The following is a 25,832-nucleotide window of genomic DNA, read 5'->3' as shown; positions in this document are numbered from 1 at the left end:
CAAGGAACCCCGCACATGAACGATTACAACCAACGTCCCGAAATGCCGTTCAATGCTCTCCCGCCTGCCGTTGTGGCCTTGGCCGTTGTGATCGGCGGAATCGAGCTATTGTTCCAGATTGGCTCGTACGGGATCATTGGCGGGCCAAATGCCGTGGGCTGGCGGATTACAGCGATGGAGCAGTTCGCGTTTTTCGACGCAGTGTTTGAGGCGATGCGGTCGGAGGGTTCATGGCCACTTGAACATGTCATTCGCTTTGTGACCTACGCGGGTGTGCATTACTCGATCACCCATGCGGCCATGGTCGTGGTGTTCATTCTGGCCTTGGGAAAAATGGTGGGAGAGACATTCGGCAATATCGCGGTTCTGATTGTTTTCTTCACGTCGATCATTGCGGGATCGCTGGCCTACGGGCTTTTCCTCGACACCAATGTGCAACTAGTGGGCGCCTACGCGGGCGCATATGGGCTGATCGGCTCCTATACGCTGATGCTCTGGATTGGGCTCGGTGCCATGCAGCAAAACCAGTTCCGCGCCTTCTCCCTGATCGGGTTTCTTCTGGCGATCCAGTTGGTCTTTGGTCTGTTTTTCGGGCGCTCGCCTGACTGGGTGGCAGATCTGGCGGGTTTTGTGACAGGGTTTTCCGTGTCGATCCTGTTGATCCCCGGTGCGCCACGTCGGATATTTGAGCGTATTCGCCAGCGTTAACCGCCGCGCCGCACCGCCGACTTAAGATCGGAGAGTTTCATTGCGCCGATGGCGTAGGCTGTTGCGAAATACACCACGATGCCGCTGAAAACGAGGATCAGCACGGCCAGCCCACGCGAGACCGCGTAGACGGGAGCCAGCGCGATGTCGATGCCGTAGACGTAGCCTCCCATGACGAGCGAGGCCACGAGAATGCGCGGGAGACGTTGAGCGAGGCGCGCGTCCGTGGTTACGTCCACGCCCATGGACCGCTTCCCGATCCAGAGCATCAAAACCATGCCCCACGCGGCCAGAGACGTCGCCACGGCGGCGGCAAGGTAGCCGATCCAGAAACTCAGCCCGACAGCCACCACAACGTTGATCACCATCGCATAGAGCGCGAAGTGGAACGGGGTGCGTGTGTTCTCGCGGGCGAAATAGAGTGGTTGCAGCACCTTTTGCATAACGAAGGCAGGCAGGCCCGCGCCGTAAATCGCCACGGCCAGCGCGGTTTTCTCGGCGTCCTCGGGCGTGAAGCGACCGCGCTGGAAGAGGAAGGAAATCAGCGGCTCGGGCACGGCGATGAGCGCAACGGCGGCGGGCACGGTGAGCAGGAGCGCAAATTCAAAGGCACGGTTGTAGGCGTGACGCGCACCTGCGCCGTCCCCTGCCTGCAAGCGCCGCGACAGGTCGGGCAGCAGCACCACGCCGATGGCGATGGCCACGACGCCGAGCGGAAGTTGATACAGGCGGTCGGCGAGGTTGAGATATTGCAACGCGCCTTCTTCACCAAAGGACGCGACCTGACGGCCGACGAGGAGATTGACTTGGACCACGCCCCCCGCGAGGGCAGCGGGGGCTGCAAGGATGAAGAGGCGTTTCAGCTCAGGCGTCATGCGCGGCATATGCGGGACAAGCGGGAAGCCCGCACGTCGCGCCGCGATCCAGACGATGGCAAGTTGCGCTGCCCCTGCGAGCGGCACGGCCCAGACCAACGCGCGCCCCACGTCCCAGCCCATCCGATGCGCTAGGATCATGGCACCTGACAGGATGACGTTAAGCATCACGGGTGCGGCCGCGGCGGCGGAGAAGCGACCCGTCGCATTCAATACGCCTGAAAAGAGCGCGCCAAGCGCGATGAAAAGGATATAGGGAAAGGCCACGCGGCCATAGGACACGGCGAGGTCGAAGCGGCTGTCCCCGATGAACCCCGCTGCCATGGCGGAGACCAGAAACGGCATCGCGACCATTGCTACAAGGGTCAGCGCGATCAGCATGGCGGCCAGAACAGAGAGAGTGTCTTCGGCAAATCTGCGCGCGTCCTCGTCGGCTTCGACCTTTTTTGCGAACATCGGCACGAAGGCCACGTTGAGCGTGCCCTCGGCGAAGAAGCGGCGGAACATGTTCGGCAGCGAGAAGGCGACGACGAAGGCCTCCGCGGCAGGCCCTGCGCCAAGGTAGGCGGCGATCAGCGCGTCACGGACAAAACCCATGATGCGGCTGGCCATGGTCCACGTGCCTACCGTCAGAAAACCCGCAATAAGGCGGATCGGTTTCATGCCTTTGCTGCCCGCGCGGCACCTTGCGCGATGGCATCCCGTAGCTTCTTGTCCAAAGACTTCTGTTTGGCTTCACCGTGGATTTTCATGCCGAACATGTCCTTGACGTAGAAGCTGTCGACCACCTGTTCGCCATAGGTCGCGATTTGCGCGGTGGCGATCGAGATGTGGTTGTCGGCCAGAACGCGGGTCAGATCGTGCAACAATCCGGGGCGGTCGCGGGTATCCACTTCGATGATGGTGAAGATTTCCGAGCCGTCATTGTCAAAGGAGATCGAGGTCGGCACGCGGAAGGCGCTTTCGCGTTTCTTGATCTTGTCACGGCTGGCGAAGGCCTCGCGCGCAACGATCTCGCCTTTCAGCGTCTTTTCGATCATCTGGCGCAGGCGCGGCAGGCGCGCGGTTTCGAACGGGTTGCCATCGTTGTCCTGAATCCAGAACACAGCGGTCGCATAGCCGTCACGCGTGGTATAGGTGCGCGCGTCTACGACATTCGCGCCGACCAGTGCCACCGCCCCCGCGAGCCGAGAGAAGATGCCAGGATGGTCGTGCAGGGCGAAACAGACACGGGTGGCGTCACGGTCTTCATCGGGGTTGATGTCGATGCGGATGTTGTTTTCGTTGAAGTCGTGCAGCAGGTTGGCAAAGACGACATGAGCCGATGTGGGCAAGCCCTGCCAATAGGGGCCGTAGTGGCGCTGCAACTCGGCGCGCAACGCGGCATTGGACCAGTCGGGGAGGGCGGCACGCAGCGCCTTTTTCGCCTCGCCTTCGCGTGCGCCGCGATTGATATCTTCCAGCCCGTGTTCCAACGCATGTGCGGTTTGCGAATGCAGGTTCCGTAGGAGCACCGCTTTCCAGTTGTTCCAGACATCGGGCCCGACCCCACGAATGTCGCAAACGGTCAGCACGGTCAGCAGATCAAGGCGCTCGCGCGTGCGTACGGCCTTGGCAAAATCGCGGACGGTGCGCGGGTCGGAGATGTCGCGCTTCTGTGCCATGTCGGACATCAGGAGGTGATAGCGCACGAGCCATTCGACGGTCTCGCATTCAGCCGGTTTCAGGCCCAGACGCGGCGCGATCTTGCGGGCGATTTGGGCGCCGATAACGGAGTGGTCTTCGTTACGTCCCTTACCGATATCGTGGAGCAAAACCGCGACGTAGAGAACGCGCCTGTTGATCCCGCGAGAGAGAATGTCTGAGGCAACGGGAAGCTCCTCGATCAACTCGCCGCGCTCGATTTGGGCGAGGTTGGAGATGCACTGGATGGTGTGCTCGTCGACGGTGTAGCTGTGATACATATTGAACTGCATCATCGCCACGATGTGTTGAAACTCGGGGATAAAGGCGCCGAGCACCCCGATTTCGTTCATCCTGCGCAGGCCTCGTTCTGGGTTGCCGTGTTTGAGCAGGATGTCGAGGAAGATTTTCTGCGCCTCAGGCGCGTTACGCACGGATGTATCTATGGCATCGAGATGTGCGGAGATGCAGCGCATCGCATTGGGGTGGAGCAAATAGCCTGTCCGCAGCGCCTCACTAAAAATGCGCAGGATGTTCACTGGATCGGCGAGAAATGTCTCTTCGTCTGGAAAGTTGAGGCGCCCGCGTTGCACATAGAACTGGTCGGAGACCTTGCGGCGACGTTTGAACAGTCGTTGTAGCGCAGGCTCCTGTTTGACGTGCAATTCCTCCAGAGCGGTTAGGAAAATGCGGGTCAGTTCGCCGACGCGCGTGGCATGGCGGAAGTAGTCCTGCATGAAGTGCTCGACGCCCCGCCGCCCCGAATGATCGACATAGCCAAGCATCTCGGCCACCTCCACCTGAAGGTCGAAGGTCAGTTGGTCCATCGGGCGGTTGGTCACGAGGTGGAGCGCATTTCGCGAGGCGTAGAGGAAGGTCTCGGCCTCTTCGAACGCGCGGTATTCATCGGCGGTGAATACGCCGGCCTTGACGAGATCGGCTGTGTGGCGCACGCCGTGGACGTATTTCGCGATCCAGAACAGCGATTGCAGATCGCGCAACCCGCCCTTGCCTTCTTTGACATTCGGCTCCACGACATAACGCTGGCCGCCCTGTTTGCGATGACGCTCGGAACGCTCTTCGAGTTTGGCTTCGATGAACTCGCGGGCGGTGTTGGAAAACAACTCGTCGCGCAGTTTGACCTGTAGTTCAGAGGCCAGCTCGGCGTTGCCCGACAGGAAGCGCGTTTCCAGAAGTGATGTGCGGATGGTGAAGTCCTCGCGCCCCAGACGGATACAATCGCGCGGCGTGCGGGTGGCGTGGCCGACTTTAAGGTGCAGATCCCAGAACATGTAAAGCATGCTCTCGACCACGCTCTCGATCCAGCCGTTGATCTTGTGCGGTGCGAGAAACAGCAGGTCCACATCCGATTGTGGCGACATCTCACCGCGGCCGTATCCGCCCACGGCGAGGATTGCCATGCGCTCCCCCTCGGTGGGGTGCGGATTGGGATGCAGACGCGTCATGGCGACGAATTGCACGGTGGTCACGATGCAATCGGTGAGCCATGCGTAGGACACCACGGCGGGACGCGCGTTGCGCGGCGCATTGAGAATTGCCTCGCGGATCGCAGCACGCCCGCGTTTGATCCGCGCATCCAGCACTTTTACGGTCGCCGCCCGAATGTCGCGCGCGCCGTCCGCGTCGTCCCACGCGGCGCTCAGCTCTTTTGCCACCTGCGCGACGTCGAAGATCGCAGACGGGTCACAGATGGTGTTTTCGGGAGCCCGTGGAACGTAGTCGGACAGGGACGGATCAGAAGCCAATTCCGCTGAAGGCTCTTGGGGCAGGGTCAATCTCGATTACCTGATTGTTCTGGATTGTTGCGACAGACAGGCCGCGTTCATTGGTGCCGTCGGTACGGAAGCGGAAGACGCCGTTGACGCCTGCGAAGCCAGACTGACGGGTCAGCCCTTGTGTCGTGAGTGCGTTTTTATCGCCCGATTTGACGAGCGCGCCGATGGCGGCGATGCCGTCATAGGCCAGTCCGGCAAGCGAGTGCGGCGGGCCGCCGTAGGTTGAGGAATAGCGCGACACGAAAGTCTGTGTCAGAGCCACGTCTGGCGTCGCGAACCAGCTGCCTTGCAGGCCAGGAAGCGTGAGTGCCGATGCGGGCACGTTGAGGCGTTGCAGGCCGATAAACTGCGGGTTGGGGGAGGAGACGCCATTCTCGGGCAGAAGCTGTGCAAGAAGCGGCATAGCCCCGTCGTTGCCAGAGGTGAAGAAGATTGCGTCGGCCCCGGTCGAGCGCACAGCGGAGGTGATTTGCGGGATGCCCTGCGTCACGCCCATCTGGCTCAACTCGAAACTGGTCTGCCCGGCAACCCGCGCGCCATTGCGGCTGGCAGCGGCGACGATTGCGGCGGCGCCAGCGCTCTCGGCAGCGGATTCGCCATTCACAACGAGGATGTTGCTTTTGCCTTGCGAGACCGCATAGCGGGTCAGGCGGTCGGCGGTGTTGCGGAAGGTATTCCCGAGGATAAAGACATTGCCGCCTGCCACATCGGGGTTGTTGGAAAAGGACACCACGTTGATGCCCGCGTTCGCGGCAGGGATGCCAGCGAGCTTGGCCGAGCCGCCGTAGACGGGGCCGAGAATGATCTTGGCTCCTGCTGCAACGGCCTGACTTGCTGCGGCGGAGGCGCGTTCGGCCTGACCGCCTGTGGGGTAAACACGCAGGTCGATGGTCACGCCGTCGAGGTCGGCCATGGCAAGACGCGCGGCATTTTCGAGGGAGCGCGCCAGTTCGATGTCCGAGGAGCTTTCCGATTCGTAGGGAACGAGAAGCGCGACAGGCACGGGTTTGGACGTGTCGATGCGCGGTCCGTTGTTCGACATCGGCATGCCCGTGGTGTTACACGCGGCGAGCGCGGAAAGGGCAGCGAAGGCTACAATGGCCTTTGTGGCGGCCTTGAAGGACTTGCAGGTAGCTCTCAGACGGGCAAACATGGGGGACATCACTCCTGACGGCTATTTCGCCGATTGGCTCTCCGGTTATAGGTCGCGTAACATGCTAGGCCACGGAGGCCAATGAGTAAACGCCGCAATACAGGACCCGACCTTGCCCTATCAGAACACGCATCTTTCCGCCGGTCTCTATTTCGTGGCCACGCCCATCGGCAATGCCCGTGACATCACGCTGCGGGCGCTTGACGTGCTGGCCTCCGCCGAAGTGCTTGCCGCCGAGGACACACGTTCTCTACGCAAGCTCATGGAAATCCACGGCATTCCCTTGGATGGGCGGCACATCATTGCTTATCACGATCACAACGGAGAGAAGGCGCGCCCGCGCCTGATGGGGCTTTTGGCTGAGGGGCGCTCGGTTGCCTACGCTTCCGAGGCAGGCACGCCTCTGGTCGCCGATCCCGGGTTTGTTCTGGCGCGCGAGGCAATTGCGGCGGGCTACCCCGTCACCTCCGCACCTGGCCCTTCGGCCATGATCGCGGCGCTGACCATTGCGGGATTGCCGTCTGACCGCTTTCTTTTCGCGGGTTTCCCGCCCGCCAGCGCGGGTGCGCGGCGGACTTTCTTCGCAACATGGGAAGCGGTGCCCGCCACCATCGGTTTTTACGAGAGTCCAAAGCGCATCCAGCGGACCTTGGAAGAGTTGCGCGATCTCTATGGCGCGGATCGTCCGGTTGCCTTGTGTCGCGAGTTGACCAAACGCTTCGAAGAAGTGCTGCGCGGGAGCATCGCGGAAGTGCTGGCCCAACTGGAAGAACGCACGCTAAAGGGCGAGATCGTGCTTTTGGTGGCGCGTGCGGAAGCACGTGAGATGGCGGCCGAGGATCTGGATGCCGCGATTGATGCCGCGTTGGAGAATGGAACGGTGAAGGACGCCGCAGCCGAGATTGCCAAACGCCACGGTCTCAAACGCCGCGATGTCTATCAGCGCGCCCTTGCACGGGCCAAAGAGCGCGAGGACGGAGAGGCGTGAGCGAGGACGGCCGCAACCCCGATCCGTTGAAACAAGCGCGCGGCGCGATGGCCTATCACGCAGGCTTGAGCGCCGAGGGAGCCGTGGCGGATCATTACCTTGCCCTCGGCTATGAGCGGGTTGCCGAACGCTGGCGCGGCAAGGCAGGGGAGATCGACCTGATTTTCCAACGGGACGGTATGACCGTTTTTGTTGAAGTGAAACGTTCCGCCAGCCACGCCTCCGCCGCCGAGCTTCTGCGCCCCGCGCAGATGCAGCGCCTTGCTCGCGCCGCCGAAGAGTATATTGGCGTACTCCCCGACGGGTTGCTGACAGAAATGCGCATTGATGTGGCTCTGGTCGACGGAACTGGTGTGATCGAAGTGCTTGAAAACGCGCTTATGTGAGGGGGCGTGTGGTGCTCGCGTATGAGCTTGATCATCCATGCACAGCGCTTTGCCATTGAATGCAGGCGGGGGGTGGTCCATCTATACTGCCAAGCAAACGAAGAGGCTCGCCCATGTCCACCACTCCGCTCAAAGTCGCCATTCAGATGGACCCGATCGAACCGATCGACATCAACGCCGACAGCACCTTCCGGATCATGGTCGAGGCGCAGGAGCGCGGCCACAGCCTATTTTACTACACGCCCGACAAACTCGCCTATAACGAGGGCCGCATCACGGCACGCGGATGGGACGTGGAGGTGCGCCGAGAGGTGGGTAACCATTTTACGCTTGGCGAGGAGCGTGTGGTTGATCTATCGGAATATGATGTTGTCTGGCTGCGCCAAGACCCGCCCTTCGATATGGGCTATATCACCTCCACCCATCTGCTCGACATGATTGCCGAGACGACGCTGGTGGTGAACAACCCCTTCTGGGTGCGCAACTATCCCGAGAAGCTTCTGGTCCTGAACTTCCCCGACCTCACGCCCCCCACGGCGATCGCCCGCGATCTCACGACGATCCGCGCGTTCAAAGAAAAGCACGGCGATATCATTCTCAAACCGCTCTACGGCAATGGCGGTGCGGGGGTGTTCCGCCTGACGCCCGATGACCGCAACCTTTCGTCGTTGCATGAATTGTTCACGGGCATTTCCAACGAGCCGATGATCGTGCAGAAGTTCCTCCCCGATGTTTCGGCGGGCGACAAGCGCGTGATCCTCGTGGACGGTGAACCTGTCGGCGCGATCAACCGCGTACCGCAAAAGGGCGAGACCCGCTCCAATATGCATGTTGGCGGACGGCCCGAAAAAATCGCCCTGTCAGACCGCGACCGCGAAATCTGCGACCGTATCGGGCCGCTTTTGCGCGAGAAGGGACAGGTTTTCGTCGGGATTGACGTGATTGGCCAGTATCTCACCGAGATCAACGTGACCTCGCCCACGGGTATTCAGGAGTTGGAGCGTTTCGACGGCACCAACACTGCCAAGCTCATTTGGGAAGCAATCGAGGCGCGTCGCGCAGGCTAGGGGTCAGACGCTTTCACGCGCGGCCACCACGCGATAGCTCAGGGCCTCGGCCACATGCGGGCGGCGCACAGTCTCCGATCCCGCAAGGTCGGCAATCGTGCGGGCGACCCGTAGCACGCGGTGATAGCCGCGCGCCGACAGTCCGAACTTGTCCGCCGCCAGTCGCAACATCTCGCGCCCCTCCGCATCGGGCGTCGCCACTTGCTCCAACTGCCCGCCTTCCAGCGCGGCATTGGTGCGGGTATGCGTGCCGTCATATCGCGCCGCCTGCACATCGCGGGCTTTGGCGACACGGGCGGCAACGGTGGCGGAGGCCTCGCCCCTTGGCGCATCGTGGAGGTCTTGGAAAGACACGGGCGGGATGTCGAGGCGCAGGTCGAATCGATCCATCAGCGGACCGGATATTCGCCCCAGATAGTCCTCGCCACAAATCGGCACTTTGGCGCAAGCCCGTGACGGGTCGGGCAGGTAGCCGCATTTGCACGGGTTCGCCGCCGCCACCAGCATGAAGCGCGTCGGGTAGCGCATGTGGGCATTGGCCCGCGCGATCATGACTTCGCCCGTTTCGACAGGCTGGCGCAGGCTTTCAAGAACACCGCGCGAAAATTCGGGCAACTCGTCGAGGAAGAGCACACCGTTGTGCGCCAGTGCAATCTCGCCCGGTTGCGCACTGCGCCCGCCGCCGACGATGGCCGCCATGGACGCGGTGTGGTGTGGCTCGCGAAAGGGACGGGCGCGGGAGATGCCGCCCGCCTCGATGAGGCCCGCGAGCGAGTGGATGACAGAGGTTTCCAGCGCTTCTTGTGGTGACAGTTCTGGTAGGAGCGTCGGCAGCCGAGCAGCGAGCATGGATTTCCCCGATCCGGGCGTGCCGACCATGAGCATATGGTGATGCCCCGCCGCCGCGATTTCGAGGGCGCGTTTGGCCTTTTCCTGCCCTTTGATGTCGCGCAGGTCGCGGGTATGCGTGGCGGGGGAAACCTCGCCCGCAGTGGCGGTGTCGAGTGGCGCGTCGCCTGTGAAATGGCGGACGAGCTTGGCCAGTGACGCGGGCGCATAGACCTGCGCCGCGCCGACCCAAGCCGCCTCCGCACCGCAATCGGCAGGGCAAACCAGATCGCAGTCCTGCGCCGCCGCCGCGAGGGCTGCGGGCAATGCGCCGTTGACAGAGACCAGCGAGCCATCGAGCGCAAGCTCGCCTAGAGACAGCGTGTTGGCTGCGACTTCTTCGGGGATCATGCCGACGGCAGTCAGCAGCGCGATGGCCACAGGCAGATCGAAATGCGACCCCGCCTTGGGCAGGTCGGCGGGGGAGAGGTTGATTGTGATCTTCTTCGACGGAAGCGCAATCTGCATCGCCGAGAGCGCCGCCCGCACCCGCTCACGCGCCTCCGACACTGCCTTGTCGGGCAGACCGACGATGGTAAACGACGGCAATCCGGGTGCCACGGCGCATTGCACGTCGATGGGGCGGGCGTCGACACCCTCGAATGCGACGGTCCATGTATGTGCAACCAAGGGTATCCCTCCCGTTTACCTGTCTTGCGGGCAGTGTCGGGGGCGGGCGTTGAAATATGGTTAACGGCTGGAACGGTGTCGTCTGCGTCAGCGTGAAATTTCAGATTACCGCGACGAGCCAGCTTTTTGTCGGCAGGTCGAGTGCGTAGGGCACGGGATCATAGCTGACTTTGAGACCATCGGAGCGCCATGCCCTGAAGGCATCGTCCTCAAGATGCGAACGGACATAGGCCGCGATGCGTTCGGACACGGGCAGATCATACCCTGCGATCCGTGTCGCCACTGGCGCATAAAAAGCATCCGCCGCGCTATAGTCGCCAAAGAGCCACGGACCACCGCTCGAGTATTTCGAGAAGGCCACGGTAAGCAATTCCTCAAGGCGGGTTAGGTCGCTCTTTAGGGCCTCAGATACTTCGAACCCCTCATAGACATGGAGAAGTTGCATGGGGCATTCACTGCGAAGCGCTGAAAATCCCGCGTGCATTTCCCCGACCAGCCAACGCGCGTAAGTGCGGGCTTCGGGATCTGCGGGCCAAATGCCTGCTTCGGGATGCCGCTCGGCCAGTGTTTCGGCAATTGCGCTGCTTTCACCGACAACCCAGCCTTCGGGCGTCACCACCGTGGGGACAAGGCGTGCGGGGGCAAAAGAGGCGAGATCCTGCGCCATAGTGCCATCGTAAAGGCCGACCATTTTGACATCGACTTCGATGTTGAACTTCTCGAACAACAGCCAGCCGCGCAGGGACCAGCTTGAAAATGCTTTGTCGCCAATGAACAGTTTATAAGACATGGGAACTCCGATCTATGCGCCTGCCAATACAGTTGCGCAGAAACCGTCATCTCCAAAGCGCGAATTGCTGATCGGTGTCATTGCGGAACGTGATTGATCCGTTCCAAAGCCCACCCGCCTGTTTTCCAATCGCCCTGTCGCGAAATGACCGTGAGCGACAGCGGGGCGATCTCGTGGCCGAGCGCGTCATAGGCGGAGCAGCGCATTGCCTTTTGCACCAAAGACAAGATGACGCCCATATGCGCCACGACGATGTGGTCGCCTTCAAGCGTTTCAACTGCCGCCTCGACGCGGGCGGAGAAGGTGTTCCAGCTTTCCCCATCGGGCGGCGAGACATCGCCAGGGCGTTCGAACACCTCGCGGGCAAGGGCTGCGTCACGGGCCTCGATTTGCGCCCATGTCAGGCCTTCCCATGCGCCGAAATGCGTCTCGCGCAAACGCGCGTCGTGGGGAAGTCGCGGGCGTTCACCTTGTAGAGCAGTGGCGGTGTCCACGGCGCGGATCAGGTCCGAAGAGACGACAGGCGCATGGGGAAGAGCATCACCTAGCCGCGCGATGGCGGCGCGGTCCGACAGATCGGCAGGCAGATCGGTCCAGCCCACGAAGTTCTTGGCGTGAGTCGGTCCATGGCGCACCAGAAAGAGGCGGCTCATGCCAATCCCTCGGGGAGGGGGCCTTTCAAAGAGAAGGGCAGGCCCGCCATCACGCCGACGACACAATCGGCCCGTTCGGCAAGACGGCGGTTGAGAGCGCCCTGGGCAATACGGAACCGTCGCGACAGCGCATTGTCGGGCACGATCCCCATGCCAACTTCGTTGGTGACGACGACGATTTCGCCTTTTGCGGCGTCAATGGCCGTGATCAGGGCGTTGACCTGCGCATCAAGGTTCGCGTCTTCGAGTAAATGGTTGGTTAGCCACATGGTCGCGCAATCCATCAGGAGAACCTGAGTGTCTTGGAGGTCCGCGATAACCGCATCGGCGGTAAAAGGCTCCTCGACGGTGTGCCAGTCGGGCCCTCGCTGGGTTCGGTGTCGATCAACCTTGTTGCGCATTTCGGCGTCAAAGATGCGGGACGTGGCGAGGTATATGCGGTCCAAGCCGCTGGATACGCACAGTTTTTCGGAGATGTCGGACTTTCCCGACGACGCCCCGCCTATCACGAGAGTGAATTTTCGACACATGAACGTGAAACTTTCTGTCATCCAGATGCGTTACGCTTGCGTAACAGGAGTAGCCAACGCTCGCAACGACACCGTTTGCGAGGCGTCGGGCACAACCGCGGGAGGTATTCCGAATGGCACTCGACACAATCACCGAAGATCGCAAATTTTCGCGTCAGGCAATGCGCGCCGAAATGCTGGACGCAGAGACTGAACACGCACTGGCTGTCGCATGGCGCGATCATCGCGACGAAGAGGCTTTGCACCGCCTCATTCGCGCCTACATGCGACTAGCTATCTCGACGGCTGCAAAGTTCAAGCGCTATGGCGCGCCGATGAGCGACCTCATTCAAGAGGCAAGTCTCGGACTGATGAAGGCCGCCGAGAAATTCGACCCTGATCGCGGGGTTCGTTTTTCGACATATGCCGTCTGGTGGATCAAAGCATCGGTTCAGGATTTCGTGATGCGCAATTGGTCACTGGTGCGTACAGGGTCCACATCGGCGCAGAAGTCGCTTTTCTTCAACATGCGTCGCGTTCAGGCGAAGTTCGAGCGCGAGGCAATGGGGCGCGGCGAGGTGCTCGACCGCGACCAACTCTTGCAACTTATTTCGACCGAATTGGGTGTGCCGCTGCGCGATGTGCAACAGATGGACGGGCGTCTTTCGGGTTCCGATTTTTCGCTGCATGCCCAGCAAAAGGGCGACGAAGACGGTCGCGAATGGATTGATACGCTGGCCGATGAGGGGGAAACCACGTCGGAAATCGTGTCGGAGGCCCATGATCAGGCACAGCTGCGCAATTGGATCGTTGAGGCTTTGGATGCGCTGAACTCGCGCGAGCAGTTCATCGTGACGGCGCGCAAGCTCACTGACGAGCCGCGCACGCTTGAGAGTCTCGGCGTGGAATTGTCGCTCTCAAAGGAGCGTGTGCGCCAGTTGGAAGCCGCCGCTTTAGGCAAAATGCGCGTTACGATGGAGCGCCACGGCGCGGATCTTCGCGCGATGCTGTCCTGACGTGCTTGGCGATGCGAGTTAGCTTGGCGGCGTGTGATGCCGCCAAGTTCTTGTTTTCGCGCGGTCACAGGCTTACACCTTTGGGCATTGTTCCAAGAGGTGCGCCATGCTGAACGGCAAGACCATTTTGCTCATTATCGGAGGCGGTATTGCCGCGTTCAAATCGCTCGACCTGATGCGTCGGTTGCGCGATGAAGGTGCGCGTGTCGTGCCTGTCCTGACGAAGGCCGCGGAGGAATTCGTGACGCCGCTCTCGGTCTCCGCGTTGGCCGCCGAAAAGGTCTACCGCGATCTCTTTGACCTCACCGATGAGGCCGAGATGGGTCATATCGAACTCAGCCGCGCCGCCGATCTCGTCGTTGTGGCTCCCGCAACGGCTGACCTGCTTGGCAAGATGGCGGGTGGTTTGGCCAATGATCTGGCTTCGACGCTTCTCATGGCGACAGACAAGCGTGTTCTGGTCGCCCCCGCGATGAATGTGCGGATGTGGGAGCACCCAGCCTGCCAACGCAATGTCGGGACGTTGCGTGGCGATGGCGTGCTGTTTGTCGGCCCGAATGATGGGGCGATGGCTTGCGGTGAATTTGGTCCTGGCCGCATGTCGGAAGTGCCAGAGATCATCGCCGCAATCAAAACCGCACTGGGCGACGGGCCGCTGAAAGGCAAACATGTGCTGGTTACATCTGGTCCAACCCATGAACCCATCGACCCCGTGCGCTATATCGCCAATCGCTCGTCGGGCGCTCAGGGTACGGCGATTGCAGCCGCCTTGCGCGATCTCGGCGCGAAGGTGACTTTTGTCACGGGCCCCGCTGACGTGCCCCCGCCGCAAGGGGTTGAAGTGGTTGCGGTTGAGACGGCGCGGGAGATGAAGGACGCGGTGGAGGCGGCTCTCCCTGCAGATGCCGCGATCTTTGCCGCTGCGGTTGCTGATTGGCGCATGGCCTCGGAAACTGCCTCGAAGATCAAGAAGCAGGACGGTGCTCTGCCTGTTCTGGAGTTCGCCGAAAACCCCGACATTCTTGCAGGTGTCGCCCAGATGGCCGCAGGCCGCCCCCCGCTTGTTATCGGGTTTGCCGCCGAGACCGACGATGTGATCGCCAATGCCACGGCCAAACGCGCGCGCAAGGGCTGCGACTGGATCGTGGCGAATGATGTGAGCGCGGAAACGGGCATCATGGGCGGTAGCGAAAATGCCGTGACTCTGATCTCGGAAGCGGGGGCAGATGTCTGGCCGCGCATGTCGAAAGAGAAGGTCGCCGCGCAACTGGCGCAACGAGTTGCCGATACTCTGCTTCAAGCGAAATGATAAAATGACACACGAAAGCCCGGTCTCATGAGTGTTGAAATCAAAATAGAATATACCGCGGATGCTGACCGTGCCCTGCCGCTGCCCGCTTACGAGACTCCGCTGGCGGCGGGCGCCGATCTGCGCGCCAATCTCGCGGAGGCGGATCGTGCGGCGGGCTTGACCTTGGGCGCGGGCGAACGGGGCTTGGTGCCGACTGGGTTTCGGATGGAGATCCCCGAAGGCTACGAGGTGCAAATCCGTCCTCGTTCTGGTCTAGCGCTCAAACATGGTATTTCGCTCCCGAATACCCCTGGCACGATTGATGCGGACTATCGTGGTCCCGTGGGTGTCATCTTGATCAACCTCTCGGATCGTCCCTTTACCATCGCCCACGGCGACCGCATCGCGCAGATGGTCGTGGCGCCTGTGTTGCAAGCGCGTTTCGTTCTGGCCGACGAGTTGAGCGAGACGGAACGCGGCGCGGGCGGGTTCGGGTCGACGGGGCGCGGATGACCCTCGCGCTTTTCCTTGCTGCGCTTCTTTGGGGCGTCGGTGTGCTGGCGGGGGCTCCCTATCGCACGCGGTGGATGATGATCGGCGTCCTCTATTTCGCCATTCTCGGCGCCGTGGCGGTGATGGGGGCCGCCAACCCCTTTGGTGGGGCGCTGGGTGAGTGGCTCCTTTTGGGTGGTTTCGCGGCAGTGATCACGGCTTATCGAGCGGTGCTTGCGGCGCTGCGTCGCCGTGCGACGGCGCGCGACACGGCGAGTAAGGAGACGTCGAACGAAGCACCATTCAGCGATGCCGAACTTGAACGCTACATGCGCCATATCGTCCTGCACGAAATCGGTGGTAGTGGTCAGAGAAAGCTGAAAGAGGCTAAGGTCTTGGTGGTCGGCGCGGGCGGTCTTGGTGCGCCTGTCCTGCAATATCTCGCGGCAGCGGGCGTGGGCACAATCGGTGTCATCGATGACGATGTGGTGGATGCCTCGAACCTTCAGCGGCAAGTCATTCACACCGACGCGCGGATCGGGATGCCGAAGGTGTTCTCCGCCGAAATAGCCATGCGCGCGCAAAACCCCTTCGTTGAGGTGAAGCCCTACAACCGCCGCTTGGATGAAAGCTGTGCGCCGCTTGTGGCGGAATACGATCTAGTCATCGACGGCTGTGATAATATCGACACCCGCTACCTTGTGAACCGTCTTTGTGTTGCGGCCAATACACCTCTGCTATCGGCAGCGATAACGCAGTGGGAAGGTCAAATCAGCACATATAATCGCGACGAAAAGTCCCCATGCTATCAATGCGTGTTCCCGAAGCAGCCCGCAGAGGGGATGGCTCCCACCTGTGCGGAGGCAGGGGTCGCCGCGCCATTGCCAGGGATGCTGGGCACGATGTTGGCGATGGAAGCGGTCAAGGAAATCACAGGCGCGGGCGAGGGGCTGTCGGGTCGATTGATGATCGTCGACGCACTTTATGGTGAGAACCGCACGATGCGCGTGAAAAAACGCGAAGATTGTCCGATCTGCGGCGGGTAGCACTTTTACTCCCGTGCCGCGCACCCTAGCTTGTCTTCCAAACCAAGGAGACATTGATGACCAATCCGCTGCTTTCCGACTGGAACACCCCGTTCGACATCCCGCCCTTCGACGCCATCGAAGATGCGCATTTCCAACCCGCATTTGACGAAGCCCTGTCGCGGGGCCGTGATGCGATCAAGGCGATTGCCGACAACCCCGAACCGCCCACCTTTGCCAATACCATTGAGGCGATGGAGCGGGCGGATGCGGACCTGTCGCGGGTGCTTGGGGTTTTCTTCGGGATTGCGGGGGCCGATAGTAACCCTGAGCGCGAGGCGTTGCAGCGGGAGTTCTCTCCCGCGCTTGCGGCCTATTCGTCGGAAATTACGTCGAATTCCAAGCTGTTCGCGCGAGTTTCCGAACTGTGGGAGCGCCGCGATACTTTGGGTTTGACGGACGAACAGTCTCGCGTGCTTATGCTGACGCACCGCAGTTTTGTGCGTGCGGGGGCGGCTCTTGGCGAGGCTGACAAGGCGCGGATGGCTGAGGTGAAGTCGGAGCTGGCGAAACTTGGGACGCAGTTCACCCAGAATCTTCTGGCCGATGAGCGGTCGTGGTTTATGGCACTGTCGGAGGATGATCTTGTCGGTTTACCCGAATTTGTGAAGTCGGCGGCGCGTTCGGCGGGCGAGGAGAAGGGCGCGGATGGTCCTGTTGTGACTCTGTCGCGATCCCTGATCACGCCTTTCCTGAGCTATTCGCCGCGCCGCGATCTGCGCGAGAAAGCCTTTCGTGCGTGGGAGGCACGCGGGGCCAATGGGGGCGAGACAGATAACCGAGAAATCGCCGCCAAGACACTGAAATTGCGAGAGGAGCGGGCGAAGCTCCTTGGCTATGAGAATTTTTCGGCGTTCAAGCTCGAAACCGAAATGGCTAAAACGCCTGACGCTGTGCGCGATTTGTTGATGGAGGTTTGGGCGCCTGCGAAACGGGCGGCGGATCGGGATGCGTCGCGGCTTGAGGAGATGCTGCATGCTGACGGCTTCGAGGGGCCGCTGGAGCCTTGGGACTGGCGGTATTACTCGGAGAAGCTGCGCAAGGCTGAGCATGATCTCGATGAGGCCGAGTTGAAGCCCTACTTGCAGCTTGACCGTATGATCGAGGCGGCCTTTGCCTGCGCGAACCGTCTCTTCGATCTGGAGTTCGAACCGCTCGACGTGCCGATGTATCACGACGATGTGCGGGCGTGGAATGTAACGCGCGATGGCGCGCATCTCGCCGTTTTTATGGGCGACTACTTCGCGCGTGGATCAAAGCGATCGGGTGCGTGGTGCATGGCGATGCGCTCGCAATCGGCGCTCGACGGTGACGTTAAACCCCTGGTCGTGAATGTGTGCAATTTTGCTAAGGCGGCCAAGGGAGAGCCCAATTTGCTGTCCTATGATGATGCACGCACGTTGTTCCACGAGTTCGGCCATGCACTGCACCAGATGCTGTCGGATGTGACTTACGAGAGCATTTCAGGCACCTCCGTTGCGCGTGACTTCGTGGAGCTACCCAGCCAGCTTTACGAGCATTGGCTCGAAGTGCCCGCCGTGCTGGAAGAGTTCGCGACCCATGCGGAGACGGGAGAGGCGATGCCGAGCGAGATGCTGGAGCGTCTTCTGGCCGCGCAGACTTTTGATCAGGGCTTTGCGACGGTGGAGTATATCGCCTCCGCGCTGGTTGATCTGGACTTCCACGCAGGACCTGCGCCCGCCGATCCGATGCAGGCACAGGCCGAGACACTGGAGCGGATCGGGATGCCGCGTGCGATCACCATGCGCCATGCGACACCGCATTTCGCGCATGTGTTCTCGGGCGACGGCTATAGTTCAGGCTATTACAGCTACATGTGGTCGGAGGTCATGGATGCGGATGCCTTCGAGGCTTTCGAGGAGGCGGGGCCGTTTGACACCGAGACCGCAAAGAGGCTGCATGATACCATCCTGTCGCGCGGCGGCTCGGAAGATCCCGAAGTGCTCTACACGGAATTCCGTGGGCGGATGCCCGGGGTTGAGGCGTTGCTGAAGGGACGAGGATTGGCGGAGGTCTGAGCGCGATCAGTCGCGGTCGCCTGCCACGTCCTTGTGAATGATGACATCGGCCTTGGGGTAAGCCTCAAGGATCTTGCGGCGTAGGGCCGCGCCGATGTCATGTGCTTCGCGCAGGCTCTGCTCCCCGTCGAGTTCGATGTGCAGATTCACGAAGACCTTGGAGCCAGCCATGCGGGTCTTGAGGTCGTGGTGTCCGCGCACTCCCTCATGGGCGTCGGTGATCTCCGCAATCCCGTCGAGCATGTCGTCGGGGGCTGCGCGGTCCATGAGCGCGTCCCACGCCCTTTTGCCGATCTTGAGTGCGCCGATAGCGAGCAAGGCTGCGGCACCAAGTGCCACGACGCTGTCGATCATGGTTAGGCCGAAAGCGGCGGAGGCAATTAGCGCGAGAATGGCACCGACGTTGGGGATCAGGTCCGCGAGGTAGTGCAGGCTGTCTGCGGCGACGACTTTGGAGCCTGTGCTGGCGATCACGTGACGCTGCCAAAGGACCAAGGCGCCCGTGAGCACGATTGACAGGACCATGACAGCGATGCCTTGGCTCTCGGAGGTGACTTGCACGGCGGAGGGGTTGGTGAGGCGGGCAAAAGCAGCGATCGCGATCAGCCCTGCCGAAATCAGGATAAAGGCCGATTGGCCAAGTGCAGCGAGATCTTCGGCAGAGGTGTGGCCGAAGGTATGCTCCTCGTCGGGCGGACGGGAGGCGTAGTAGATCGCGGCCAACCCGCCAAGCGCCATCATCAGGTCCAGACCGCTGTCTGCGAGCGAGGCGGCGATGGACAACGATTGGGTCGCCGAGAGCGCCCAGAGTTTCGCGATGACGAGAACAAGGGCAACGGAGACGGAGGCAAAGCCTGCGGAGAGGTTGAGGCGCGTGTCACTCATAACGCCATTGTCGCGCGTCCCCATCCGTCAGTCCAGCATCAGCTTGTCGCTGATCCGTGCCCATGCCCGCGATTCAAATTCCTCCTTGGCGGGTTCAAGGCAGGATTGTGCAAGGAACCAGTGGAGATAACCGCCAAAATCGAAATCGGCCATGGCGGCGGGGCCGTGTTCCAGAGCTGCGACGAGGTCGCTTGTGCTGCGAGGTGTCAGGGTGGCGTGCCAGTAGTCGGATTTGGCGCAGGTGATGACGGGTTTGCACTGCATCAGCGCCTCAAAGCCTGCCGAAGAATTTTGGGTAACGGTGACGCGCGCGGCCGCAATCAGGTCATGCACCGAGGCGTCGACCAGCTTCACGTTCGGGTAGGCGTTGCACAGTTCGGTGAGCCGAATGCGGTGCGCCTTGTCGGAAAGCGGGTGGGCTTTGACATAGGTGATCTCGTCGGGATGCGTCGTCGCGCAGCAACGGATCATGTCGGAGGTCGAAATGTAGTGGCTGCGGTTGGGCAGCGCTTCGATGTTCTGGGCAAAGATGACCGAGCTCGCGGGTGGCAGGCCGTCGCGGGCGCGCGCGGGTTGCGGAAGTTTGGACACGTTCTTGAGCTGCATGTAGCTCGTCACGCCGTTGAAGAAGAAATCGGCCTCTTCGCGATCGACGTCGCCGCGCGGGAAACGTGCGAAGCGTAGCGAACTTTCCCATCCCGCGCCGACCTCGTCGAGATACCAAAATCCCCAGATATAGGTCGGAAATGCGTGCAGGATGGTCGGCCCGAACCGCGCGGGACCGCCGACGATGATATGTAAGTGGTGTTCGTCGATCAGCGATTTGGCCGTGCGACCGTCGCCATCAACAAGGTAGCACGACACACCGCGCCGCCCGAGTTTGTGCTCCAGTTTGGTGAAGAAGTCGTGCTTGCCTTTCGCAATCGCGTCTTTCCAACTGCCGTGCGCGTGTATGACGCAGGATTTCAGGCCGGGGGCGATGTTGCGGGCTGCGAGAGGGGAGCGGACCTGTTCCATCACCATCGATCCTACTCAAGCGTTTCGGCGGGATAGACACCCCAAATCCCGGTCTTCGCAACCCATCCCTTGTAACCACCCGCCGAGGCGCGACACCATGCGCGTTCGCATTCCAGAAGACGCAGGACGGTGCCCTTTTCGGCCTGTGCGACCACTGCGGAGGTTTGCAACGGGCGGCGATGGAGGTCCACCATTTCGGCAGAGACGAGGGCCGTGCGGACACCTGATATCAGCGTGTAGTGGATCCATCCTGTCGCATCGTCGATATCGCGTACGCGCCTCCAGTGGCCGTATTCAGCGATCACTTCAAGCGGGTAGCCGCGCCGTTTGAGCACCCAGTCGATGCGGTGGCTGAGCGAGGGGCCGCGCCGAAGGTTGGCCTCGTTCGCCTTGAGCGACACAAATCGCGGGATCGGCAGGTTCGTCACCGACCCGCGCGGGCGTGATGCAGATTCGGTTGTGGCGGCGGGTGCGTCCGCTGTGGTCGTCGCGTCTGTGCTTGTGGAGGGTTCTGTTTGGGCCAGAGTGGGCTGCGCTGAGAGGATTACCGCAATGGCGAGTACTGCGCACCATGCCAGCATTCGCGCGATGCGCGGAGTGTGGTAATCGGCGTTCGGTGAATGTGCCTGTCGCATCACAATCCTCGTGACCTTCATAAATGTCAGCCTTTGCCATAATGCGCTTTGATGAACAGCGCAGGGTGGTGATCGGCGTGACCCCGCTCGGCCCGCTACGCGGGTCTTGTTATGCTATTGCCATTCTTATCGGATACGCCTTGCCCAGATGCAATGCTGTTTGCAAGGATGGGGCCGAGCGAATTCGCAAATCAACACGGAGGGCATCATGCCGCCAAACCGTCTAAAGGTCGCTGTAACGCGGCGTTTGCCTGATGTGGTCGAGGCACGGTTAAGCGAACTTTTTGACGTACGGCTTAATCCTGAGGACGACAAGCCCACGCCAGAGCGCCTAAAGGAGCTATTGGATTGGGCGGATGTTCTGGTGCCTTGCGTCACGGACCGTATCGACGCGGAAATCATCGCAGCGGCGGGGCCGCAATTGAAACTCATCGCGAACTACGGCGCAGGGGTCGACCATATCGATGTGGTGCGTGCCTATGAAAAGGGCATCGTGGTCTCCAACACCCCTGGTGTCATGACCGAGGATACGGCGGATATGGCGATGGCGCTGGTGCTCGCAGTGGCGCGGCGCTTGCCCGAAGGGATTGCCATGACGCAATCGGGCGATTGGCAGGGCTGGTCGCCAACGGCGTTTATGGGCGCGCGCATTCACGGGAAGGCCCTCGGTATTCTGGGTATGGGGCGGATCGGCCGCGCTCTGTCGCGGCGGGCGCGGGCCTTCGGCATGTCGATCCACTACCACAATCGCACGAGGCTGCACCCTGTGATCGAGGAAGAACACGGCGCGACATGGTGGGATAGCCTCGACCAGATGCTCGCGCGCGTCGATGTGTTGTCGATCAATTGCCCGCATACGCCCGCGACCTTCCACCTGATCAACGAGCGGCGGTTGAAGTTGATGAAGCCCACGGCGGTGCTGGTGAATACCTCGCGCGGAGAGGTGATCGACGAGAATGCCCTGACCCGTGCACTGCGCGCAGGTGAGATTGGCGGTGCGGGGCTGGACGTGTTCGAGCGCGGCCACCAGATCAACCCGCGCCTGCGTGCCTTGCCAAATGTGGTTCTGCTGCCGCACATGGGGTCGGCGACGGTCGAGGGGCGGATTGAAATGGGGGAGAAAGTGCTTCTCAATATCCATACTTTCGCCGATGGCCACCGCCCGCCCGACATGGTTGTGCCCGATATGATCTGAAATTTCTGGGAACCTTTGGGGCAGGGACGTGCGTTTCCTTTTCGACGCGATTGAAACAACATCGAAAAGGAGACACCCATGGCTTGGGATATTTTGCAAGGCAAATGGAAGCAGTTCAAAGGCAAGGCGCTCGAAGAATGGGGCGATTTGACTGAAGACGATCTGGACCGCACCGAGGGCAACCGCGAACAGCTCGAAGGTTTGATCCAGGAAAAATACGGCAAGACCAAAGCTGAAGCGCAAGAGGCGGTCGATACCCTGTCGAAGAAGGTCGCCTGAGACCTGACGCCCATTATCCAACGAAAAGAATCCAACGAAAATAGCGGAGCCTCTAGAGGCTCCGCTTTGCTATGTTAGGATGCGCGCCGCGCGTGGATCAGTCGCGCTGGTCGCGGATGAAGGTGCCGTTCTTCAAGTCCTGCATCGCCTGAAGCAACTCCTCGCGGGTGTTCATCACAATGGGTCCGTGCCACGCGACGGGTTCCTTGAGCGGCTGGCCTGAGACGAGCAGGAAACGAACGCCTTCTGGTCCAGAGCGCACCACTACCTCGTCACCCGTGTCGAAGTTCACCAAGGTGCGGTTGCCTGACATATCGCGGATGTTGATTTCCTCGCCTGAGACTTCCTTTTCGACGCGCACACCGTAGGGGTTGGAGGCATCGCGGAAGGTGCCCGCTCCAGCGAAGATATAGGCGAAGGTGTTGGCATAGGTATCAACAGGCAGGCGCTTTGTGGTGTTCGGCGGCACAGAGACATCAAGGTAGAGCGGATCGGCGGCGATACCGTCGACTGGCCCCGACTGGCCCCAGAAGTTCCCCGTGACGATTTTTACCCTCGTCCCGTCATCGTCGATGATTTCGGGAATGTCGCTGCCGTGAATGTCCTGATAGCGAGGCGCGGACATCTTCAGCGAGGAGGGAAGGTTGGCCCAAAGCTGGAAGCCGTGCATCTGGCCCTTGGCATTCCCGCGCGGCATTTCCTGATGCATGATGCCGCTGCCTGCGGTCATCCATTGCACCGATCCCGCGCCTAGAACGCCCTTGTTGCCGAGGCTGTCGCCATGCTCGACTTCGCCGTCAAGGACATAGGTGATGGTTTCGATGCCGCGATGCGGGTGCCACGGGAAGCCCTTCTCGAACTTCTCGGGCTCGTCGTTGCGGAAATCGTCGAAGAGTAGAAACGGGTCGAACTCGCGCGGCTTGTGAAAGCCGAACGCGCGGTAGAGGTGAACGCCAGCACCCTCAAGGGTTGCTTGGGCCAGTTCTTCGGATTTTACGGGGCGGAATGTCATGGTCGATCTCCTTTCCTGCCCCACTATGTGTTTTGTGCGGTGAAAAGGTAAAGTTCCGCCAGCGAAGGTTCAGTGTGCGTCAATGCGCATAGACACACACTGAAACCCGAGCTGCTTCTTGCCGCCGCCCGTCTACTTCTTGTTGTTGTAGACGTTTTCGGGTGCAGGGAAGGAACGATCACGGACCTCGCTTGCGTAGGCTTCGACCGCCTCTTCGATGGCGGGGCCGAGCGTTCCGTATTTCTTGACGAATTTCGGCACCCACGGGTTGAGGCCGAGCATGTCTTCGAGCACGAGGATTTGCCCGTCGCAGTTCTTGGAAGCGCCGATCCCGATGGTGGGGATATCGACCGCTTCGGTGATCTGGTCGGCGAGGGGCTCGACGACGCCTTCGACCACTACGGCAAAGGCGCCCGCATCGGCCACGGCTTTGGCGTCTTCAATGTGCATGTTCCACGTCTCTTCGTCGCGGCCTTGTGTCTTGAACCCGCCCATGACGTTGGTGGATTGCGGCGTCAGGCCGATGTGGGCCATGACGGGGATGCCGCGCTCGACGAGGAAGCGAATGGTCTCCGCCATACGCGCACCGCCTTCGAGTTTAATCGCCTGACATTGGGTTTCCTTCATGATCTTCGCGGCATTGCGGAAGGCCATGTTGGGGCTTTCCTCATAGGTGCCAAATGGCATGTCTACGACGATCAACGCGCGTTTGGTGCCGCGCACAACCGCGCGCCCGTGCATGATCATCAGGTCGAGTGGCACACCGACCGTGCTTTCCATGCCGTGCATCACCATGCCGAGGCTGTCGCCGACCAGAATGAAATCGGCGTGTTTATCGACGATCGCAGCCGTATGCGCGTGGTAGGAGGTGAGCGAAACAATCGGTTCGCCCCCCTTGCGATTGCGGATCTGGGGCACGGTGGTGCGGCGGATTTGTTCGGTCTGTACGGACATGGCGGCTCCTTCAGGTCGGGTCTGCGACACGTTGGTCAATGAGTAGCACGTCGCCGAAGCGGGCGGCGAGGAGAATGACGACGGGGGCGGTGATTTGGCCCGTCACCTCTTCGAGTGTCGCGGCATCGCGCACGTCGACACTTTCGATCTGTGCACGGGGTTCTTTGGCGATGAAGGCTCTGACCGCTTCTTCCAACTCTGACGCAGTGCGGCCGTCGGAAACCTCGTAGTCGGCGAAGGCCAGCGCCTTGTTCAGGATGAGCGCGGCTTTGCGGTCATCAGGTGTGAGGCGGACGTTGCGGCTCGACATGGCCAGACCGTCGACTTCGCGCACGGTTGGGACGCCTGTGATTTCGATAGGAATATCAAGGTCGCGCACCATGGTTTTGATCACCAGAAGCTGCTGGTAATCCTTCTCGCCGAAGAAGGCGCGGTCGGCCTGAGCGATGTTGAACAGCTTGGTGACAACGGTGCAAACGCCCTTGAAATGACCGGGGCGAAGTTCCCCCATGAGCATCTTCTCCAGCCGTTCGGTGACGACCGTGGTCTGGGTGTCGGCGGGATACATCTCATCCACAGAGGGGCAGAAAACGGCATCAACACCCTCGGCTTCCAGAAGCGCGAAATCACGCGCCTCGTCTCGCGGGTAGGCGTCGAGATCGGCGGCCTCTCCGAACTGGGTCGGGTTGACGAAAATAGTCACGATAACGCGGTCGCAGGCCTCTTTTGCCGCGCGCACGAGTGTCAGGTGGCCCTCGTGCAAAAAGCCCATCGTTGGCACCAGACCAACGCTTTCTCCTGCGGCGCGCCACTGTTTTACGGCGGTTCGAATGTCCGATTTGGTTCGGCAGATTTCCATGCCATGCCCCCCTCGCGATTGCGCTGTGACGCTACAACTCATGCTGCGAAGCGGCAAGAGGAAGGTTTGACGCGGCCCGTGTGCGGTCGTTTCGTGGTGTTTTCACAGACAATCCAAATTCCTGCCGCATTTCGTTTCCAATATGGGGAGCAAGTGAACTGGGAAATGGACCAATACTAATGGCCAATCAGGCGAAACTCGTGGCGACCTTGATGATGGTGGCGGGCATCGGGGCATTGGGCTTCGTGGCCTATGAAATGCGCCACACCCCTCCGCTTGCAAAAGTGACCGAGAGCATTACGACCACGGTGACACAATGGACTGACGCCGGCCCAAGTGCCGCGCCGAAAGAGGAAGGGCTGGTCGCGAAGGCTCTGGCGCTTGTCCTCGGAAAACCCGAGAGCGAAGTGGCCGAAGCCGCGGTGGAGATGGAGGTCGAGGACGTCGAGCCCACCTATACCAGTTCCTGCGAAATGCGCGGCGAAAAGAAGATCTGTAGCATCGTGGTTGAATAGAAACCACCCGCGGAGGCATCCCCGCGGGCGGCTTGGTCCATCGTATTCTCCATGCGCGGAGAATTAATCGTCGGACGTCAATTCATCATATGCTTCCAGAGCCTTAGCCGCATACATCAGGACAGGGCCGCCGCCCATTTGCACGCACATGGCAAGCATTTCGGCAAGCTCTTCGCGCGTGCCGCCATGTTTGATCAGTGCTTCGACGTGGAAGCCCACACAGGGTTCGCAGCGGACTCCGATTGCGATGGCAAGTGCGACCATTTCCTTGGTTTTGTGGTCCAGATGCTCGCCTTCCATCGCCGCTTGCGACATGGCGCCAAAGCCCTTGGGGATGTTGCGGTTGGCTTTGTTAAGGCTGCGCAGGGCGTCGCGCATATCGGCGTTTTTTTCGGTCCAGCTCATTGGGGGGAATCCTTCATGTTCGCATTT

General features: G+C 60.9%; 26 protein-coding genes. 12 read left to right on the top strand and 14 right to left on the bottom strand.

Annotated features, from left to right (window positions below; all coding sequences use genetic code 11):
• The first annotated feature begins 15 nt into the window (after positions 1-15).
• Positions 16-708 (top strand): rhomboid family intramembrane serine protease, encoded by a 693-nt coding sequence (locus ACN0SC_RS10220; protein WP_417249582.1) that lies wholly within the window; start codon positions 16-18, stop codon positions 706-708.
• Here ACN0SC_RS10220 and murJ read toward each other — a convergent pair.
• The 3 genes from murJ to ACN0SC_RS10205 are packed head-to-tail and all read right to left on the bottom strand — an operon-like array spanning position 705 to position 6,215.
• Entirely contained in the window at positions 705-2,246 is a 1,542-nt protein-coding gene (gene murJ / locus ACN0SC_RS10215; protein ID WP_417249581.1) for a murein biosynthesis integral membrane protein MurJ, read from the bottom strand. The genes ACN0SC_RS10220 and murJ overlap by 4 nt on opposite strands.
• The gene (locus ACN0SC_RS10210; RefSeq protein WP_417249580.1) at positions 2,243-5,062 is read right to left on the bottom strand and encodes a [protein-PII] uridylyltransferase; all 2,820 of its coding nucleotides are present in this window, start codon (positions 5,060-5,062) and stop codon (positions 2,243-2,245) included. Before ACN0SC_RS10210 ends, murJ begins: the two co-directional genes overlap by 4 nt.
• Positions 5,022-6,215, bottom strand: a complete 1,194-nt coding sequence (locus tag ACN0SC_RS10205; protein ID WP_417249579.1) for a penicillin-binding protein activator — start codon at positions 6,213-6,215, stop codon at positions 5,022-5,024. Before ACN0SC_RS10205 ends, ACN0SC_RS10210 begins: the two co-directional genes overlap by 41 nt.
• Before the next feature lie 112 nt (positions 6,216-6,327).
• Between ACN0SC_RS10205 and rsmI the strand changes: the two genes are divergently transcribed.
• The 3 genes from rsmI (at position 6,328) to gshB (ending at position 8,656) form a co-directional block, all read left to right on the top strand.
• Entirely contained in the window at positions 6,328-7,203 is an 876-nt protein-coding gene (gene rsmI, locus ACN0SC_RS10200; RefSeq protein ID WP_417249578.1) for a 16S rRNA (cytidine(1402)-2'-O)-methyltransferase, read from the top strand.
• The gene (locus ACN0SC_RS10195; protein WP_417249577.1) at positions 7,200-7,589 is read left to right on the top strand and encodes a YraN family protein; all 390 of its coding nucleotides are present in this window, start codon (positions 7,200-7,202) and stop codon (positions 7,587-7,589) included. The genes rsmI and ACN0SC_RS10195 overlap by 4 nt, the downstream gene beginning before the upstream one ends.
• 113 nt (positions 7,590-7,702) lie before the next feature.
• Positions 7,703-8,656 carry a glutathione synthase gene (gshB, locus tag ACN0SC_RS10190; protein WP_417249576.1) on the top strand — a complete coding sequence of 318 codons (954 nt, stop codon included), beginning with the start codon at positions 7,703-7,705 and terminating at the stop codon, positions 8,654-8,656.
• Positions 8,657-8,659: 3 nt separating this feature from the next.
• On the opposite strand, the gene ACN0SC_RS10185 is transcribed toward gshB, so the two are convergent.
• From ACN0SC_RS10185 to cobU, 4 genes are all read right to left on the bottom strand, one after another.
• Positions 8,660-10,174, bottom strand: coding sequence for a YifB family Mg chelatase-like AAA ATPase (locus tag ACN0SC_RS10185; protein WP_417249575.1), 1,515 nt, complete (start codon positions 10,172-10,174; stop codon positions 8,660-8,662).
• A 100-nt stretch (positions 10,175-10,274) separates the two neighbouring features.
• Entirely contained in the window at positions 10,275-10,964 is a 690-nt protein-coding gene (locus ACN0SC_RS10180) for a glutathione S-transferase (protein WP_417249574.1), read from the bottom strand.
• A 77-nt stretch (positions 10,965-11,041) separates the two neighbouring features.
• Positions 11,042-11,617: a histidine phosphatase family protein gene (locus ACN0SC_RS10175; protein WP_417249573.1), complete on the bottom strand. Its 576-nt coding sequence runs from the start codon at positions 11,615-11,617 to the stop codon at positions 11,042-11,044.
• Entirely contained in the window at positions 11,614-12,147 is a 534-nt protein-coding gene (gene cobU / locus ACN0SC_RS10170; protein ID WP_417249572.1) for a bifunctional adenosylcobinamide kinase/adenosylcobinamide-phosphate guanylyltransferase, read from the bottom strand. Before cobU ends, ACN0SC_RS10175 begins: the two co-directional genes overlap by 4 nt.
• A 113-nt stretch (positions 12,148-12,260) precedes the next feature.
• On the opposite strand from cobU, the gene ACN0SC_RS10165 reads away from it, so the two are divergent.
• The 5 genes from ACN0SC_RS10165 to ACN0SC_RS10145 all read left to right on the top strand — a co-directional run bounded on the left by ACN0SC_RS10165 (position 12,261) and on the right by ACN0SC_RS10145 (position 18,049).
• A complete protein-coding gene (locus ACN0SC_RS10165; RefSeq protein WP_417249571.1) occupies positions 12,261-13,142 on the top strand; it encodes an RNA polymerase factor sigma-32 in 882 nt (293 codons plus the stop codon).
• A gap of 106 nt (positions 13,143-13,248) precedes the next feature.
• Positions 13,249-14,451: a bifunctional phosphopantothenoylcysteine decarboxylase/phosphopantothenate--cysteine ligase CoaBC gene (gene coaBC, locus ACN0SC_RS10160; RefSeq protein ID WP_417249570.1), complete on the top strand. Its 1,203-nt coding sequence runs from the start codon at positions 13,249-13,251 to the stop codon at positions 14,449-14,451.
• A 27-nt stretch (positions 14,452-14,478) separates the two neighbouring features.
• The gene (dut, locus tag ACN0SC_RS10155; protein ID WP_417249569.1) at positions 14,479-14,946 is read left to right on the top strand and encodes a dUTP diphosphatase; all 468 of its coding nucleotides are present in this window, start codon (positions 14,479-14,481) and stop codon (positions 14,944-14,946) included.
• Positions 14,943-15,971: a HesA/MoeB/ThiF family protein gene (locus ACN0SC_RS10150; protein ID WP_417249568.1), complete on the top strand. Its 1,029-nt coding sequence runs from the start codon at positions 14,943-14,945 to the stop codon at positions 15,969-15,971. Before dut ends, ACN0SC_RS10150 begins: the two co-directional genes overlap by 4 nt.
• A gap of 56 nt (positions 15,972-16,027) precedes the next feature.
• Positions 16,028-18,049 (top strand): M3 family metallopeptidase, encoded by a 2,022-nt coding sequence (locus tag ACN0SC_RS10145; protein ID WP_417249567.1) that lies wholly within the window; start codon positions 16,028-16,030, stop codon positions 18,047-18,049.
• 6 nt (positions 18,050-18,055) lie between these two features.
• Here the strand turns inward: ACN0SC_RS10145 and ACN0SC_RS10140 are convergent, their stop codons facing one another.
• From ACN0SC_RS10140 to ACN0SC_RS10130, 3 genes are read right to left on the bottom strand one after another with little or no spacing between them, the layout of a single operon-like run.
• A complete protein-coding gene (locus ACN0SC_RS10140; RefSeq protein WP_417249566.1) occupies positions 18,056-18,934 on the bottom strand; it encodes a cation diffusion facilitator family transporter in 879 nt (292 codons plus the stop codon).
• 27 nt (positions 18,935-18,961) lie between these two features.
• Positions 18,962-19,951 (bottom strand): hypothetical protein, encoded by a 990-nt coding sequence (locus ACN0SC_RS10135; RefSeq protein ID WP_417249565.1) that lies wholly within the window; start codon positions 19,949-19,951, stop codon positions 18,962-18,964.
• An 11-nt stretch (positions 19,952-19,962) separates the two neighbouring features.
• On the bottom strand, positions 19,963-20,586 hold the full coding sequence (locus tag ACN0SC_RS10130; RefSeq protein ID WP_417249564.1) for an SH3 domain-containing protein: 624 nt from the start codon (positions 20,584-20,586) through the stop codon (positions 19,963-19,965).
• Positions 20,587-20,794: 208 nt separating this feature from the next.
• Between ACN0SC_RS10130 and ACN0SC_RS10125 the strand changes: the two genes are divergently transcribed.
• Both ACN0SC_RS10125 and ACN0SC_RS10120 read left to right on the top strand, forming a co-directional pair.
• Positions 20,795-21,781, top strand: coding sequence for a 2-hydroxyacid dehydrogenase (locus ACN0SC_RS10125; protein ID WP_417249563.1), 987 nt, complete (start codon positions 20,795-20,797; stop codon positions 21,779-21,781).
• Positions 21,782-21,859: 78 nt separating this feature from the next.
• Positions 21,860-22,060 (top strand): CsbD family protein, encoded by a 201-nt coding sequence (locus ACN0SC_RS10120; protein WP_417249562.1) that lies wholly within the window; start codon positions 21,860-21,862, stop codon positions 22,058-22,060.
• Positions 22,061-22,157: 97 nt separating this feature from the next.
• Here the strand turns inward: ACN0SC_RS10120 and ACN0SC_RS10115 are convergent, their stop codons facing one another.
• From ACN0SC_RS10115 to panC, 3 genes are all read right to left on the bottom strand, one after another.
• Positions 22,158-23,072, bottom strand: coding sequence for a pirin family protein (locus tag ACN0SC_RS10115; protein WP_417249561.1), 915 nt, complete (start codon positions 23,070-23,072; stop codon positions 22,158-22,160).
• Between the two features lie 132 nt (positions 23,073-23,204).
• Positions 23,205-24,026 carry a 3-methyl-2-oxobutanoate hydroxymethyltransferase gene (gene panB / locus ACN0SC_RS10110; RefSeq protein WP_417249560.1) on the bottom strand — a complete coding sequence of 274 codons (822 nt, stop codon included), beginning with the start codon at positions 24,024-24,026 and terminating at the stop codon, positions 23,205-23,207.
• 10 nt (positions 24,027-24,036) lie between these two features.
• Entirely contained in the window at positions 24,037-24,885 is an 849-nt protein-coding gene (panC, locus tag ACN0SC_RS10105) for a pantoate--beta-alanine ligase (protein ID WP_417249559.1), read from the bottom strand.
• A 179-nt stretch (positions 24,886-25,064) separates the two neighbouring features.
• Here panC and ACN0SC_RS10100 point away from each other — a divergent pair, with 179 nt between their 5' ends.
• Positions 25,065-25,400: a hypothetical protein gene (locus ACN0SC_RS10100; RefSeq protein WP_417249558.1), complete on the top strand. Its 336-nt coding sequence runs from the start codon at positions 25,065-25,067 to the stop codon at positions 25,398-25,400.
• Positions 25,401-25,463: 63 nt separating this feature from the next.
• Here ACN0SC_RS10100 and ACN0SC_RS10095 read toward each other — a convergent pair whose 3' ends face one another.
• Complete coding sequence (locus tag ACN0SC_RS10095; RefSeq protein WP_417249557.1) at positions 25,464-25,805, bottom strand: carboxymuconolactone decarboxylase family protein; 342 nt, start codon at positions 25,803-25,805, stop codon at positions 25,464-25,466.
• Positions 25,806-25,832: the final 27 nt, after the last annotated feature.

The organism is Celeribacter sp., from assembly GCF_048261515.1.
Lineage (GTDB): Bacteria > Pseudomonadota > Alphaproteobacteria > Rhodobacterales > Rhodobacteraceae > Celeribacter.
The sequence above is the reverse complement of the archived record's forward strand: the minus strand, read 5'-3'. Positions and strand labels throughout refer to the sequence as shown.